The organism is Micromonospora sp. MH33 (genome assembly GCF_003013775.1).
GTDB lineage: Bacteria > Actinomycetota > Actinomycetes > Mycobacteriales > Micromonosporaceae > Micromonospora > Micromonospora fulviviridis.
Window position 1 is genome coordinate 1 of the sequence record NZ_MUYZ01000181.1, and the last position, 13,852, is coordinate 13,852.

The 13,852-nt window shown below is 73.3% G+C and carries 13 protein-coding genes and 2 pseudogenes; 10 read left to right on the top strand and 5 right to left on the bottom strand.

What is annotated here, in order from left to right; genetic code table 11:
* A pseudogene (locus B0E53_RS23750) lies at positions 1–1,206 on the bottom strand (glycosyltransferase family 39 protein); the annotation flags it as partial.
* Positions 1,207–1,253: 47 nt separating this feature from the next.
* Between B0E53_RS23750 and B0E53_RS23755 the strand changes: the two are divergent.
* From B0E53_RS23755 to ccsB, 3 genes and pseudogenes are all read left to right on the top strand, one after another.
* A pseudogene (locus B0E53_RS23755) lies at positions 1,254–1,838 on the top strand (cytochrome c biogenesis protein CcdA); the annotation flags it as partial.
* The gene (locus B0E53_RS23760; RefSeq protein WP_107078084.1) at positions 1,838–3,460 is read left to right on the top strand and encodes a cytochrome c biogenesis protein ResB; all 1,623 of its coding nucleotides are present in this window, start codon (positions 1,838–1,840) and stop codon (positions 3,458–3,460) included. The pseudogene B0E53_RS23755 and the gene B0E53_RS23760, both read left to right, overlap by 1 nt.
* Positions 3,460–4,443 carry a c-type cytochrome biogenesis protein CcsB gene (gene ccsB, locus B0E53_RS23765; RefSeq protein ID WP_107078085.1) on the top strand — a complete coding sequence of 328 codons (984 nt, stop codon included), beginning with the start codon at positions 3,460–3,462 and terminating at the stop codon, positions 4,441–4,443. The genes B0E53_RS23760 and ccsB overlap by 1 nt, the downstream gene beginning before the upstream one ends.
* A 158-nt stretch (positions 4,444–4,601) precedes the next feature.
* Here the strand turns inward: ccsB and B0E53_RS23770 are convergent, their stop codons facing one another.
* Positions 4,602–5,072: a MarR family winged helix-turn-helix transcriptional regulator gene (locus B0E53_RS23770; RefSeq protein WP_107078086.1), complete on the bottom strand. Its 471-nt coding sequence runs from the start codon at positions 5,070–5,072 to the stop codon at positions 4,602–4,604.
* Positions 5,073–5,136: 64 nt separating this feature from the next.
* On the opposite strand from B0E53_RS23770, the gene B0E53_RS23775 reads away from it, so the two are divergent.
* The 3 genes from B0E53_RS23775 to mqnP all read left to right on the top strand — a co-directional run bounded on the left by B0E53_RS23775 (position 5,137) and on the right by mqnP (position 8,244).
* A complete protein-coding gene (locus B0E53_RS23775; RefSeq protein WP_107078087.1) occupies positions 5,137–5,697 on the top strand; it encodes a carboxymuconolactone decarboxylase family protein in 561 nt (186 codons plus the stop codon).
* A 175-nt stretch (positions 5,698–5,872) separates the two neighbouring features.
* Positions 5,873–7,333, top strand: a complete 1,461-nt coding sequence (locus B0E53_RS23780; RefSeq protein WP_107078088.1) for a menaquinone biosynthesis decarboxylase — start codon at positions 5,873–5,875, stop codon at positions 7,331–7,333.
* Positions 7,333–8,244, top strand: coding sequence for a menaquinone biosynthesis prenyltransferase MqnP (mqnP, locus tag B0E53_RS23785; protein ID WP_107078089.1), 912 nt, complete (start codon positions 7,333–7,335; stop codon positions 8,242–8,244). The genes B0E53_RS23780 and mqnP overlap by 1 nt, the downstream gene beginning before the upstream one ends.
* A gap of 7 nt (positions 8,245–8,251) precedes the next feature.
* On the opposite strand, the gene B0E53_RS23790 is transcribed toward mqnP, so the two are convergent.
* Positions 8,252–9,211 carry a terpene synthase gene (locus B0E53_RS23790; protein ID WP_107078090.1) on the bottom strand — a complete coding sequence of 320 codons (960 nt, stop codon included), beginning with the start codon at positions 9,209–9,211 and terminating at the stop codon, positions 8,252–8,254.
* 139 nt (positions 9,212–9,350) lie between these two features.
* Between B0E53_RS23790 and B0E53_RS23795 the strand changes: the two genes are divergently transcribed.
* Complete coding sequence (locus tag B0E53_RS23795; protein WP_107078091.1) at positions 9,351–9,995, top strand: UbiX family flavin prenyltransferase; 645 nt, start codon at positions 9,351–9,353, stop codon at positions 9,993–9,995.
* 59 nt (positions 9,996–10,054) lie between these two features.
* On the opposite strand, the gene B0E53_RS23800 is transcribed toward B0E53_RS23795, so the two are convergent.
* Positions 10,055–10,321, bottom strand: coding sequence for a BldC family transcriptional regulator (locus B0E53_RS23800; RefSeq protein WP_013473529.1), 267 nt, complete (start codon positions 10,319–10,321; stop codon positions 10,055–10,057).
* A gap of 268 nt (positions 10,322–10,589) precedes the next feature.
* Here B0E53_RS23800 and B0E53_RS23805 point away from each other — a divergent pair, with 268 nt between their 5' ends.
* The 3 genes from B0E53_RS23805 to B0E53_RS23815 are packed head-to-tail and all read left to right on the top strand — an operon-like array spanning position 10,590 to position 13,038.
* Positions 10,590–11,048: an Lrp/AsnC family transcriptional regulator gene (locus tag B0E53_RS23805; RefSeq protein WP_107078092.1), complete on the top strand. Its 459-nt coding sequence runs from the start codon at positions 10,590–10,592 to the stop codon at positions 11,046–11,048.
* 45 nt (positions 11,049–11,093) lie between these two features.
* Positions 11,094–11,936 carry an SDR family oxidoreductase gene (locus tag B0E53_RS23810; protein WP_107078093.1) on the top strand — a complete coding sequence of 281 codons (843 nt, stop codon included), beginning with the start codon at positions 11,094–11,096 and terminating at the stop codon, positions 11,934–11,936.
* Positions 11,937–11,946: 10 nt separating this feature from the next.
* Positions 11,947–13,038 (top strand): PLP-dependent cysteine synthase family protein, encoded by a 1,092-nt coding sequence (locus B0E53_RS23815; protein WP_107078094.1) that lies wholly within the window; start codon positions 11,947–11,949, stop codon positions 13,036–13,038.
* Positions 13,039–13,042: 4 nt separating this feature from the next.
* Here the strand turns inward: B0E53_RS23815 and B0E53_RS23820 are convergent, their stop codons facing one another.
* Positions 13,043–13,663: a putative glycolipid-binding domain-containing protein gene (locus B0E53_RS23820; RefSeq protein ID WP_107078095.1), complete on the bottom strand. Its 621-nt coding sequence runs from the start codon at positions 13,661–13,663 to the stop codon at positions 13,043–13,045.
* Positions 13,664–13,852 lie beyond the last annotated feature (189 nt).

Genomic DNA, 13,852 nt, shown 5'->3' on the forward strand with positions numbered 1-13,852 from the left:
CGGCGGAACCGTGGTGCCCGGCGCTGCAGCGGCCGGCGGGAGGGGGCCGGCGGAGGCCGCCGGGGCGTACCCGGACGGGGGCGCGGCGGGGACGGGCGGGGTGGTGCGGGCCCGCCAGAGCAGGGTCGCCCCGATGCCGACCAGCGCGCCGACCGCCGGGGCCAGGGCCACCGTGTAGTACGCGTGGAAGATGCCGGACATGAAGCTGAAGATCAGCCCGGTGACCAGCAGCCAGCCGCCCCAGAGCAGCAGCCCCGCCCGGGTCCGGTCGGTACGCGCCGCCCGCCCCGCCAGCCACAACCCGGCGACCAGCAGGATCAGCGCGGCCGGCAGCAGCCAGGAGATCTGGCCGCCGACCTCGGTGTCGAACATCCGCAGCAGGCCGGACTGTCCGGAGAACGGGCCCCCGCCCCCGCCGCCCATCCGGCCGGCGCCGCCGACGCTGCCCTCCTCGTCACCGGTGATCCGGCCGAGGCCGTTGTAGCCGAGGGTCAGCTCCAGGATGCTGTTGTGCTGCGAGCCGCCGATGTACGGGCGGGCGCTCGCCGGCACCAGCTCGACGATCGCCACCCACCAGCCGGCGGCGACCACCACGGCCAGCCCGGAGAGCAGCAGCTGGCGGATCCGCCGCCAAAAGCCGGTCGGCGCGGCCAGCAGGTAGACCGCGGCAAAGACCGGGATCACCAGGAACGCCTGGAGCATCTTGGTGAGGAAACCGAGGCCGACGAGCGCGCCGGTCAGCATGATCCACCGCGTGCTGGCCGTCTCGACCGCGCGCACCGTCGCGTACGCGGCGGCGACCAGCAGGAACACCAGCAGGGCGTCCGGGTTGTTGAACCGGAACATCAGCGTGGCCACCGGGGTGACCGCCAGCACGGCGCCGGCGAGCAGGCCGGCGACCGGCCCGTACCAGCGGCGCACGGCGGCGTACAGGACGCCGACCGAGGCGACGCCGAGCAGCGCCTGCGGCACCAGGATCGACCAGCCGCTCAGCCCGAAGAGGCGGACCGAGAGGGCCATCAGCCAGAGCGAGGCGGGGGTCTTGTCGACGGTGATCGAGTTGGCCGCGTCCGAGGAGCCGTAGAAGAACGCCTTCCAGCTCTCCGAGCCGGCCTGCACGGCCGCCGAGTAGAACGCGTTGCCCCAGCCGGAGGCGCCCAGGCCCCAGAGGTAGAGCAGCGCGGTGGCCAGCAGCAGGCCGAGCAGCGCCGGTCGCGTCCAGCGCGGGTCGCGACGGGGCGGCCCGGCCGGCGGCCGCGGTGAAGGGGCGGGTGCTGGCCGGCACCATGCTCTTCATCGCCGGCTTCACCGCGGTCTTCACCGCCACCGCGATCCTCTTCTCCGGTGTCGGCAAGCTCTTCTTCACGCACGAGCGCACGCTGGAGATCGTCATCGGCGCGCTGGTCGTGGTGCTCGGCCTCGGCTACCTGGGTGTGGTGCCCGGGATGCAGCGCGAGTTCCGCATCCGGCGGCTGCCCGCCGCGGGGCTGCTCGGCGCCCCGGTGCTCGGCGCGGTCTTCGCGCTGAGCTGGATGCCGTGCACCGGTCCCACCCTCGGCGCGGTGCTCGGCATGGCGACCGTCGACGGGCGGACCGACCGGGCCGTGCTGCTCGCCGTGGCGTACTGCCTCGGGCTGGGGGTACCGTTCGTCGTCTTCGGGCTGGGCTTCCACCGCCTGCTCGGTGTGTTCCGCGCCGTCCGGCGCAACAGCCGCTGGGTCACCCGGATCGGCGGCGCGCTGCTGATCCTGATCGGCGTGGCACTGGTCACCGGCGGCTGGCAGGACTTCGTGATCTGGTTGCAGACGCACGTGGGCGTGGGCGAGGTGAGCATCTGATGACGACCGTGGACGACCGGCCGGCCGCGCCGCCCGCCGGCGCGCCCCGGCGCCGCGTCAACCCGGTGCTGGCCCTGCTGCGCAACTCGTGGCGGCAGCTCACCAGCATGCGTACCGCGCTGATCCTGCTCTTCCTGCTCGCGATCGCCGCCATCCCGGGCTCGGTGCTGCCGCAGCGCGGGGTCAACCCGGAGAAGGTCAACCAGTACTTCGTCGACCACCCCGACCTGGCGCCCCGGCTCGACCAGCTCGGCATGTTCGAGGTCTTCGGCTCGGTCTGGTTCTCCGCGATCTACCTGCTGCTCTTCACCTCGCTGGTCGGCTGCATCCTGCCCCGGGCCCGCGACCACGTCCGCGCGCTGCGGATGCGGCCGCCAGCCGCGCCGAAGCGGCTGGAGCGGCTGCCGCAGCACGCGGTGCTGGAGGCGCCGGCCGCCGCCGACCCCGCGGCGATCGCCGCGGTGCTGCGCCGGCGCCGCTGGCGGGTCACCGTCCGCGGCAACGAGGTCTCCGCCGAGAAGGGCTACCTCAAGGAGACTGGCAACCTGCTCTTCCACGTCTCGCTGGTCGCAGTCCTGCTCGGCGTCGCGCTCGGCTCCTGGTACGGCTGGCACGGCAACCGGATCCTGGTGTCCGGCGCGGACAACGCCTTCTGCAACACCCGCCAGCAGTACGCCGAGGCGTCGCTCGGCCCGCGGGTGGACAGCGCCGACCTGCCGTCGTTCTGCCTCACCCTGGACCGGTTCGAGGCGGACTACCTGCCCTCCGGCCAGGCCTCCCGCTACTGGGCCACGGTGACCGTGGACCACCTGGACGACGGGTCGACCCGGACCGCCGGCTTCTCGGTGAACTCTCCGCTGCGGCTCGGTTCGGCCAACGTCTACCTGCTCGGCAACGGGTACGCGCCGATCCTGAAATACACCGACCGGTACGGCCGGACCCAGACCAGCACGGCGCCGTTCCTGCGCACCGGTGACCAGAACGCCACCGAGGAGGGCGTCGCCCTCTTCCCGGACGCGAACGTCGACCCGAAGACCGGAAAGCGCGCCCCCGACCAGCAGGTCGCCTTCGACGGGCTCTACCTGCCCACCGCCCCGGACCGCGCGCCGTTCGTCTCGTCCCAGTTCCCCGAGGAGCGGAACCCGGCGGTGGTGCTGGCCGCGTACCGGGGCAACCTGGGGCTGGACGCCGGCATCCCGGGCTCGGTCTACCAGCTCGACAAGCGGCAGCTCAGCAACGGCAAGCTGAAGCAGATCGGCGACAGGAAGCTCGGTCTCGGCGAGAAGTGGACCCTGGACGACGGCAGCACGCTGGAGTTCGTGGGCACCCAGCCGTACATCACCATCGCGGTCCGGCACGCCCCCGGCCAGACCATGATGCTGGTCGCCTGCGGGACGCTGCTGCTCGGCCTGATGGGCTCGCTCTTCGGCCGGCGGCGCCGGGTCTGGTTCCGGGTGACGCCCCCGGAGGGTGGATCTCCGACGAGCGGTAGTAGCTTGGTGGAGGCCGGTGGGCTGCCGCGCACCGAGCATCCGGGCTTCGCCCCCGAGTTCGCACAGCTCGTCGCCGCGGTCAGCGACGACGGGCGGGGCGACCGGCGGGCGCGAGAAGGAGACGAGTGATGTCCGCACTCTCCGACCAGCTGGTCACGTTCGCGATCCTGGCCTACCTCGTCGCGATGATCAGCCACGCCGTCGAGTACGCCCTGGGCAACGCCCGGAAGGCCCCGGCGGCCGCCGCCCCGGCCCGGGAGCTGGTCGCCGCCGGTGCCGGCGGCCCCGGCGGGACGGTCGAGGAGCCGGCGCCCCCGGTCACGCCGGCCGCCACCCGCGCCTACCGCTCCGCCGCCCGCGCCGAGCTGGCCGGGCGGATCGCCGCCTGGATCACCGCGCTGGCCGCCGCGCTGCACCTGGGCGCGGTGGTCACCCGCGGCATCGCCGCCGAGCGGATGCCCTGGGGCAACATGTACGAGTTCGTGCTGACCGTCACCTGGATCGGGGCGGCGGCCTGGCTCGCGGTGCTCTGGAAGCAGCCGTCGCTGCGCCGGCTCGGGCTGTTCCTGACCCTGGTCATGGTGCTGCTGCTGGCGTTCGCCGAGCTGAAGCTCTACGTGCAGGTCGTGCCGCTGATGCCGGCGCTCCAGTCGTACTGGTTCATCATCCACGTGTCGACGATCATCTTCGCCTCGGGCATCTTCCTGCTGGGCGTGGTGCCGGCCGTGGCGTACCTGATGCGGTCGGGCTGGGAGCAGGGGAAGCGGAGCTTCCCGTACACCCTGGCCCGGCGGCTGCCGGCGGCGGCCGGCCTGGAGCGGCTGACCTTCACGCTGCACGCCTTCGCCTTCCCGATCTTCACCTTCGCGGTGATCGCCGGGGCGATCTGGGCCGAGGCGGCCTGGGGTCGCGCCTGGGGCTGGGACCCGAAGGAGACCTGGGCGTTCATCTCCTGGGTGGTCTACGCGGGTTACCTGCACGCCCGGGCCACCCCGAGCGTCCGGCGCAACGTGGCCACCTGGATCGCGGTGGTGGGCTTCCTGACCATGCTGATGAACCTGTTCGGGGTCAACTTCTTCTTCACCGGCCTGCACTCCTACGCCGGCGTCTGACCCGCGCGCGAACTGAGCGTGCAGCTCACGGGCCACGGCGTCCCGGATCTCGGCCTGCAGCGGGCTGAGCCCGTCCGGATCGCCCGCCACGTACGCGTCATCCATGCGGACATCGTCGCCGCCAGCCCTGCTGGGAGGTCAAGACGCGACGATGTTTGTCACCCGCCGAACCAGCCCGGTACGTCGAGGCGGAAGACGTCGGCCGGGACCATCCGGCGCAGGTCGTCCTCGATGGCCGCGACCCGGTCCGGGCCCAGGGTCGCCGCCCAGCGGTCGCGCAGTTCGTCGAAGACGACCGCTGAGCGGCGGAGCCCGTCGTGGCCCTTCGCCGTCATCCGGACCAGCTTGCGCCGGGCGTCGGCGGGGTCGTCGGCGCGTTCCAGGTAGCCGAGCGCGACCAGCCGGTCGACCGTCTTGCCGGCCGCCTGCTTCGAGACGCCCAGGCGCTGGCCCAGGTCGGAGGCGGTGGTGCCGGCGGGGCCGACGGCCTGGAGCACGAAGCCGTGTGCGGGCCGCAGCTCGGGGTGCCCCTGCCGGGCCAGTTCGGCGTGCAGGTCGTCGATGAGGGTGCGGAAGCCGGCGAGCAGGAGCAGCGGGAGTGCGAAGCCCGGGCGGTCAGGCGTTGCCATGTTCGACAACCCCGTTTACTATTTCGTCAACCACGTTGACTATCTTACGTCAGGGGTACCCGTCATGTCCCGCCTGGTCTTCACCGCCCACACTCCCGACACCGCGCCCGCCGCCGCCCGTCCCACGATGACCAACATCCACCGCAAGCTCGGCCACCTGCCCGGTGCGGTGGCCCTCATGGCCGAGTCGCCCGAACTGCTCAAGGGCTTCCTCACCGCCAACGCCGTCTTCGAGTCCACCGACCTCGACCCGGCCGCCCGGGAGGTGGTGGTGCTGACCGTGGCCACCCGCAACGAGTGCCACCTCTGCGTGGCCATGCACACCGCGACGCTCACCCGGCAGGGCGCCGCGCCCGAGCTGATCGAGGCGCTCCGGGCCGGCGCCGCCCTGCCCGACCCGCGCCTGGAGGCGCTGCGCCGGTTCACCGTCGCCGTGCTCGACCACCGGGGTGCCGTCCCGGACGGCGACCTGGACGCCTTCCTGGCCGGCGGCTGGCAGCCACGGCACGCGCTGGACGTCGTGCTCGGCGTCGGCACGTACACGATCTCGACCTTCGCCAACCGCCTCACCGACGCCCCACTCGACCCGCCGCTGGCCGCCTACGCGTGGACGCCGGCCGCCTGACCCCGCCTCGGGCGCACGTCGCCGGCCGTCCCGCCGGGGACGACCGCGACGTGCGCCGTCCCGCCCCCGGACGCCGCGACGCGCCCGCCGCCCGGAGCGACGCGTGGGCAGGCCCACAGCCGTCATGCCGACCCGGCGTGGGCAGCACGGAAAGCCGTGCGGGAGACTGGCGGTCATGGCGGCTCGTGGCTTCCCGTACACCGATCTCAAGGACTTTCTCGCGGCCCTGGAGGCCGCGGGCGAGCTGCGGCGGGTGGGCGTCCCGGTCGACCCCACGCTGGAGATCAGCGAGGTGGTCACCCGGACCGTCCGCGACGGCGGCCCGGCGCTGCTCTTCGAGCGCCCCACCCGGGGCGAGATGCCGGTGGCGATCAACCTGTTCGGCACCGAGAAGCGGATGGCCATGGCGCTCGGCGTCGACACGCTGGACGAGATCGGCGAGCGGATCGGCGCGATGATCAAGCCGGAGCTGCCCGTCGGGTGGTCCGGCATCCGCGAGGGCCTCGGCAAGGTCATGCAGCTCAAGTCGCTGCCGCCGCGGAAGGTCAAGACCGCGCCCTGCCAGCAGGTGGTCTACTCCGGTGACGACGTCGACCTCAACCGGCTGCCCGGCCTCCAGGTCTGGCCCGGCGACGGCGGGATCTTCCACAACTTCGGCTTGACCCACACCAAGCACCCGGAGACCGGCAAGCGCAACCTCGGCCTCTACCGGCTCCAGCAGCACAGCCGGAACACCCTCGGCATGCACTGGCAGATCCACAAGGACTCCACCGCGCACCACGCCGTCGCCGAACGGCTCGGCCAGCGGCTCCCGGTCGCCATCGCCATCGGCTGCGACCCGGTCGTCTCGTACGCGGCGACCGCGCCGCTCCCCGGCGACATCGACGAGTACCTGTTCGCCGGCTTCCTGCGCGGCGAGCGGGTGGAGATGGTCGACTGCCGCACCGTGCCGTTGCAGGTGCCGGCGCACGCCCAGGTGGTGCTGGAGGGCTACCTGGAGCCCGGCGAGCGGCTGCCCGAGGGCCCGTTCGGCGACCACACCGGCTTCTACACGCCGGTCGAGCCGTTCCCCGTGCTGCACGTCGAGACCATGACCATGCAGCGCGACCCGGTCTACCACTCGATCATCACCTCGAAGCCGCCGCAGGAGGACCACGGCCTCGGCAAGGCCACCGAGCGGATCTTCCTGCCGCTGCTCAAGCTGATGATCCCCGACATCGTCGACTACGACCTGCCGGCCGCCGGCGTCTTCCACAACTGCGCGATCGTCTCCATCCGCAAGCGCTACCCGAAGCACGCGCAGAAGGTGATGAACGCGATCTGGGGCGCGCACCTCATGTCGCTGACCAAGCTGATCGTGATCGTGGACGAGGACTGCGACGTGCACGACTACAACGAGGTCGCGTTCCGCGCCTTCGGCAACGTCGACTACGCCCGCGACCTGCTGGTCACCGAGGGCCCGGTAGACCACCTGGACCACGCCTCGTACCAGCAGTTCTGGGGTGGCAAGGCGGGCCTCGACGCGACCCGCAAGCTGCCCACCGAGGGCTACACCCGGGGCTGGCCCGAGGAGATGGCCATGTCGCCCGAGGTGGTCTCGCTGGTCGACAAGCGCTGGAAGGAGTACGGGATCTGATGGCCGTCACCGAGGCCCCGGTGGAACGCCCCGGCCGGGTCAAGTCCTTCCTCAAGCTGGTCGCGATCGAGCACTCGGTCTTCGCGCTGCCGTTCGCGTACCTGTCGGCGCTGACCGCCATGCAGGTCGACGGCGGGCGGGTGCGCTGGCTCGACCTGCTGCTCATCACCGTGGCGATGGTCGGGGCGCGGACGTTCGCCATGGCCGCCAACCGCATCCTCGACCGGCGGATCGACGCGCGGAACCCGCGTACCGCCAACCGGGAGCTGGTGACCGGGGCGGTGAGCGTGCGGACGGCCTGGACCGGCGCGGTCGTCGCGCTGGTGGTCTTCCTGGCCGCCGCCGCCCTGCTCAACCCGCTCTGCCTGGCGCTCGCCCCGCTCGCCGTGGTGCCCCTGGTCGTCTACCCCTACGGCAAGCGGTTCACCAACTGGCCGCACGCCATCCTGGCGATCGCCCAGGCGGTCGGCCCGGTCGGCGCCTGGCTGGCCGTCACCGGCACCCTCGCCGGCTCCTGGCCGGCCTGGCTGCTCGGTGCCGCCGTCGGCCTCTGGATCGGCGGCTTCGACCTGATCTACGCCTGCCAGGACTCGGAGATCGACCGGGAGATCGGGGTGCACAGCGTCCCGGCCCGCTACGGCCGGCGCTTCGCCCTGCACGCCTCCACCGTCGCGCACGTGGTGACCTTCGCGCTGTTCATCTGGTTCGGCGCGCTGGTCGGCTTCGGCTGGCTCTGGTGGATCGGGCTGGCGTTCACCGCGGTCGCCTTCGGCTACCAGCACCTCGTGGTCAGCCCGACCGACCTGAGCAAGGTCAACCGGGCTTTCTTCACCGCCAACGGTTTCGTCGGCATCGCGCTGTTCGTCTTCGCCCTGCTGGACCTGGTGGTCCGCCTCGACCTGCGCCCCTGAGCGGGCGTCACCCGGCCACCGGGTAGCGGGCGCTCTCCAGCGTCCAGTCGACCGTGCCGCGGACCGCGTTGGCCAGCCCGTCGAGGTGGGCGGTGACCGACTCGTCCAGCGCCGGACCGAACGACGGCACCGCGGCGCGCAGCGCCATGAAACGGGCCATCTCCGCGCGCCAGCGCGCGGCGACCAGGTCCACCGCGGCCGGCACCGGCACGCCGCGCTCGGCGGCCACCGCCAGCACCAGGTTGTGCCCCCCGGCGGTGGCCCGGTCGCGCTCCAGCGAGGCCAGGTCGTTGTACCAGGAGAGCAGGTCGTTGGCGAGGTCGGCGAGGCGGCGCAGCGCGGGATGGTGGTAGACCGCGTCGGGCAGCGGCCGCCCGGCCGCGAACTCGATCAAGGGGTACGACACGTACGCCGCCGAGGTGGCCCGGCGCAGCTGCACGTACTCGGCGACGCCCGGTGGCCGGCCGGCGACGGTGGCGACCGCCTCCCGCCAGGCGCCGTCGAGGTGGTCGGCCACGGCGTCGGAGAAGCGCAGCCGCCAGCGGGCCGGCATCCGGCGCCGGGGCTCCCGCCACGCCTGGACCAGCAGCCGGCGCAGCGGGCCGGAGAGGCCGGGGTGGCGCGCCCGGGGCCCCTCCCGGAGCAGCCTTAACGCCCCGTCGCGCAGCGCCCGGATCTGCGCCGGGGCCAGCCGGTCCGGCCCCTCACAGGCGTCGTCCACCAGGAAGAACCAGGTGAACAGGGCGGCCAGCGACCGCAGGTCGGGTTCGCTGGCGTCCGGATAGAGGCGGCCGGCGTAGCGGGCGAAACCGGCCCGGGCCAGCCGCTCCCGCATGGCCGGGTCCAGCGGCAGGCCGAGCCGGTCGAGCTGGCCGACCAGCCACACCTGCACCGCGTCGGCGTGCGGGGAGAGCCGGGGCGGGATCGGGCACTCGGACCGCAACGCCCGCAGCACCGCCCCCGTCATCACCGGTCCCTTCCGTGGACGTCGATCACCGACGGAAGAATCGCACGTTCCCGGCACGCCCGCCGACCCGGCGGACAAGGGGGACACCCGACCGGGGGTGGCCGCCCGGCGCCCGGGGCGACCAGGCAGGCTGGACGGTATGCGCGAACCATGGGTGGTCGGCGTCTCCGGGGCCTCCGGCACGCCGTATGCGGCCGCGGTCGTCCGGGGCCTGCTCGACGCCGGCCAGGCGGTGGACCTGATCGTCTCCCGGGCCGCCCGGCTGACCATCCTCGACGAGACCGGAAAGCCGTTCCGGGACGGGCACTGGGCCGAGGACCTGGCCGCCTGGCTGGGCCGCGACCTCGCCGACGCCGACCTGCGGCACTGGCCGGCCGGTGACCTGGCCGCCGGCCCGAGCAGCGGCTCCTACCGGGTACGCGGCATGGCCGTCGTCCCGGCCAGCACGGCGGCCTGCGCCGGCATCGCCATCGGACTCTCCAAGGACCTGTTGCAGCGCGCCGCCGAGGTGAACCTCAAGGAGCGGCGGCCGGTGGTGGTGGTCCCCCGGGAGACCCCGGTGACCCGCAGCCACCTGGAGCACCTCATCGCGCTGCACGACGCCGGCGCCGTGGTGCTGCCGGCCAGCCCCGGCTTCTACGGTGCCGGGGCGGCGGCGTCCGCCGCACAGTTGGTCGACTTCGTGGCCGGAAAGGTGCTGGACGCGCTCGGCGTGCCGCACACGCTGTTCCGCCGCTGGTCCGGTGAGCTGGCCGCCGCCCGGCGGGACGCGGACCGGACCTGAGGACGCCGGTCGGGACGCGGACCGGCCGGAGGCTGGCCAGCGTCCCGACCGGCTTCGCCTCAGTACATTCCGGCGTTCGCCGGCCCCGGGCCGGTCGAGGCGGTCGGGCCCATGTTGCGCGCCTTGCCCATGTCCTCCGCCTCGTCCAGCATGCCCTCCCCCTCAAGCAGGGCCCGCACCTCGGATTCCCGAAACCGGCGATGCCCGCCTGGAGTCCGGATGCTGCCGATCCGGCCGGCCGCTGCCCATCGGGTCACGGTCTTCGGGTCAACCCGAAACAGCGCGGCGACCTCACCCGGTGTCAGCAGGCGATCTCCAGTGTCCACAGCCCCCTCCTCGCGTCGACGAAGCCCCCGGCTGAACACACTGCCCCCGGCCGGTGCGAGCCCAGAGCCGTCATGAGGGACGTATGGCAATTACAGCACCAGCGACCTGGCGTGTCCGCCAAACGCGAAAAACGCACACAGTGAGAAGTTAGTAAATGCTACCGGCGCAGAACCCCCGTGACGACACGTTTGTGAATGGCAACGCGACGTCACGTTCAACTGATGCCGAGCGTCGGGCGTTACGCCCGAAAGGATAGGGTCACTCTCCGTGGACGCGATCGACCTGAGCCTCGTGGAGCTGTTACGGGGCAACGCCCGCCTGTCGTACGCCGAGCTGGCCCGCCAGGTCGGCCTCTCCGCCCCGGCCGTGCACGAGCGGGTCGGCAAGCTGGAGTCGGGCGGCGTCATCCGGGCGTACCGGGCCGAGGTGGAGCCGGAGGCGATCGGACTCGGGGTCACCGCGCTGATCGGCATCGTGGAGGACTCGACCGCGGACACCGACGACGTGCTGGAGGCGTTCCGGCAGATGCCCGAGATCGAGTCCTGCTACTTCATGGCGGGCGTCGAGTCCTTCCTGCTCAAGGCGCGGGTGGGCACCATCGCCGAGCTGGAGCAGTTGATCGTCCGGCTGAACCGCACCCCCGGGGTGGCCTCCACCCGTACCGGGATCGCGCTGTCGACCAAGTGGGAGAACCGCCCCCAGCCGCTCCAGGCCGCCGCCTCCTGAGCAGCGGCTCTGGTCCCGACCGGCCCGGGGCGTTACCGTGCGCCGGTGACGAATCCAGGGCGGGGCGCGGCCGTGGTGACCGGCGCGGCCGGCGGGCTGGGCCGGGCCATCGCCGCCGCGCTGCACGCCGACGGTTGGCCGGTGCTGCTCACCGATGTGGACGCCGAGGCCGTGGCCACCGCGGCGGCACCGCTCGGCGGCTGGTCCCGCCCGCTCGACGTCCGCGACGAGGCGGCCTGCGCGGCGGTGGCCGCCGAGGCGGCCCGGGCTCCGGGCGGTCTCGGGCTCTGGGTCAACAACGCCGGCATCCTGGCCACCGGGCCGTCCTGGGCGCACGACGCGGCGACCCGGCGCCGGCTGGTCGAGGTGAACGCGCTGGGTGCCATGAACGGCACCCACGCCGCCCTGACGGTGATGCGGGCGCAGGCCCACGGGCACGTGCTCAACGTCGTCTCGCTCGCCGGGCTGATCGCCGCCCCCGGCGAGACCGTCTACGCGGCCAGCAAGCACGCCCTGCTGGCGTTCAGCCTCGGCACCCTGTCCGACCTGCGGATGGCCGGCGTCCGGGACGTACACGTGTCGTGCCTCTGCCCGGACGGGATCTGGACGCCGATGCTGCACGACAAGCTCGACGATCCCGGGGCCCTGGCCTCCTTCACCGGGTCGCTGCTGACGCCGGAGCGGGTCGCCGCGCGGGCCGTACGGCTGGCCCGGCGGCCCCGACCGGTGGTCAGCCTGCCACGCTGGCGCGGCGCCCAGGTGCGGATCCTGGACGCCTTCCCCCGGCTCGCCCTGGCCCTCACCCCGGTGGTCCGGGCCGCCGGCCGGGCCGGCCAGCGCCGGCAGGCACGCCGGGTCCGTCCCGACGCGAGCCCACCTCGCTTGTAACGTTGCCGGCGTGACTCATCTCGACCGGTGTGACGAGGCCAGCCGGAGCTGGGTGACCGAGGCGATCGCCACGGTCGAGGCGGACGCCAACCGCTCCGCCGACACCCACCTCCTGCCCTTCCCGCTGCCCCGGGAGTGGGGCATCGACCTCTATCTCAAGGACGAGTCGGTGCACCCCACCGGCTCGCTCAAGCACCGGCTGGCCCGCTCGCTGTTCCTGTACGGGCTCTGCAACGGCTGGATCGGCCCGGACACCACCATCGTCGAGGCGTCGTCCGGCTCGACCGCGGTCTCCGAGGCGTACTTCGCCCGGATGCTCGGGCTGCCGTTCATCGCGGTCATGCCCGCCTCCACCTCGCCCGAGAAGATCGCCCAGATCGAGTTCCAGGGCGGTCGCTGCCACCTGGTGCAGGACCCGGCGAAGGTGGTCGTCGAGGCGCGCTGGCTCGCCGAGGACAGCGGCGGGCACTACATGGACCAGTTCACCTACGCGGAGCGGGCCACCGACTGGCGGGGCAACAACAACATCGCCGAGTCGATCTACGCGCAGCTCGCCCTGGAACGGCACCCCGTGCCGGCCTGGATCGTGGTGGGCGCCGGCACCGGCGGCACCAGCGCCACCATCGGCCGGTACGCCCGCTACCGCCGGCTGCCCACCAAGCTCTGCGTCGTCGACCCGGAGAACTCCGCGTTCTACCCGGCCTGGCAGGCCGGCGACTGGTCCGTCCGCACCGCCAAGAGCTCCCGCATCGAGGGGATCGGCCGACCCTGCGTCGAGGCGTCCTTCCTGCCCAGCGTGGTCGACCGGATGATGCAGGTGCCGGACGCCGCGTCGCTGGCCGCCATGCGGGCCGGCTCGGCCGTGCTCGGCCGCCGGGTCGGCGGCTCCACCGGCACCAACCTCTGGGGCGCGTTCGGGCTGATCGCCGAGCTGCTCGCCGCCGGCCGGACCGGCTCGGTGGTCACCCTGATCTGCGACCCGGGCGACCGCTACGCGCACACCTACTACGACGACGAGTGGGTGGCCGGGCAGGGCCTCGACCTCGCCCCGCACCTGGCCACCATCGACCGCTTCCTGGCCACCGGCGCCTGGCCGGCCTGAGCGGTCAGCGCGGGTCGATCCGCTCGGCCAGCCCCGGGTAGCGCACCACGAAGCCCTCCGGGTCCACGTCCAGGTCGGCCGTGAAGGAGTCGCTGGCGTAGCGGACCCGGCCCGGGCCGAGCGAGGTGTAGGCCTGCTCGGCGGGGAGCACCGCCAGGCTGGGCAGCAGCACCCAGGCGGCGGTGATGGTCCGCGCCTGGTCGGCGGGGCCCCGCGCCAGATTGAGCCGGCGTACCGGCAGGGTGTTGGTCAGCGGTGAGCCGCCCAGGTCGACGTCGAGCGCCTTGGCCAGCCGGTCCGGGTCGTCGGTGCCCGGCAACCCGGCCGGCGGGTGCCCGGCCGCGCGCAGCGCCGCGTCCAGGTCACCCTCCTCGCCGGTGCGCACCCGCCAACCGTCCCCGGTCCGCTCCAGGCGTACGCTCCGCGACCAGCCCGCGCCCTCCGCAGCGACCTCCAGCCGGCTGGTCGACCAGTCCGCGCCCACCGTCAGCTGGTAGCGGCAGGTGTACGGGACTGGGTCGACGGCCAGCGCCACGCCCTGCGCGGCGAGCCCCTGCCGATCGTCGAGCAGCACGTGCTCCGAGCCGGCGGTGTCGGTCCGGGACCAGAAGAGCGACTTCGGCATGGGCGGCATGAACCGGACGTTACGCCACCTGGCGGACACCGGCAGCGGATGCGCGAACGCCGCCGCCGAGCGGTAGCTCGACGGCGGCGTCGGTGCTCGCGGCCCGGCCGGTCGGGCCGGGGCCGCGCGGGCCTGGTGGGTCAGTGGGTGCGGACCGGCGGGCGGCCGCCGAAGCCGCGCCGGTCGTCG

Excerpts from the sequence above, each read along its gene's own strand:
- B0E53_RS23790 (WP_107078090.1), bottom strand. The coding sequence starts at position 9,211 with ATGACGGGGGCGGTGCTGCGGGCGTTGCGGTCCGAGTGCCCGATCCCG.
- B0E53_RS23820 (WP_107078095.1), bottom strand. The coding sequence starts at position 13,663 with ATGCCGAAGTCGCTCTTCTGGTCCCGGACCGACACCGCCGGCTCGGAG.
- B0E53_RS23780 (WP_107078088.1), top strand. The coding sequence starts at position 5,873 with ATGGCGGCTCGTGGCTTCCCGTACACCGATCTCAAGGACTTTCTCGCG.
- mqnP (WP_107078089.1), top strand. The coding sequence starts at position 7,333 with ATGGCCGTCACCGAGGCCCCGGTGGAACGCCCCGGCCGGGTCAAGTCC.
- ccsB (WP_107078085.1), top strand. The coding sequence starts at position 3,460 with ATGTCCGCACTCTCCGACCAGCTGGTCACGTTCGCGATCCTGGCCTAC.
- B0E53_RS23770 (WP_107078086.1), bottom strand. The coding sequence starts at position 5,072 with ATGGCAACGCCTGACCGCCCGGGCTTCGCACTCCCGCTGCTCCTGCTC.
- B0E53_RS23795 (WP_107078091.1), top strand. The coding sequence starts at position 9,351 with ATGCGCGAACCATGGGTGGTCGGCGTCTCCGGGGCCTCCGGCACGCCG.
- B0E53_RS23760 (WP_107078084.1), top strand. The coding sequence starts at position 1,838 with ATGACGACCGTGGACGACCGGCCGGCCGCGCCGCCCGCCGGCGCGCCC.
- B0E53_RS23775 (WP_107078087.1), top strand. The coding sequence starts at position 5,137 with ATGTCCCGCCTGGTCTTCACCGCCCACACTCCCGACACCGCGCCCGCC.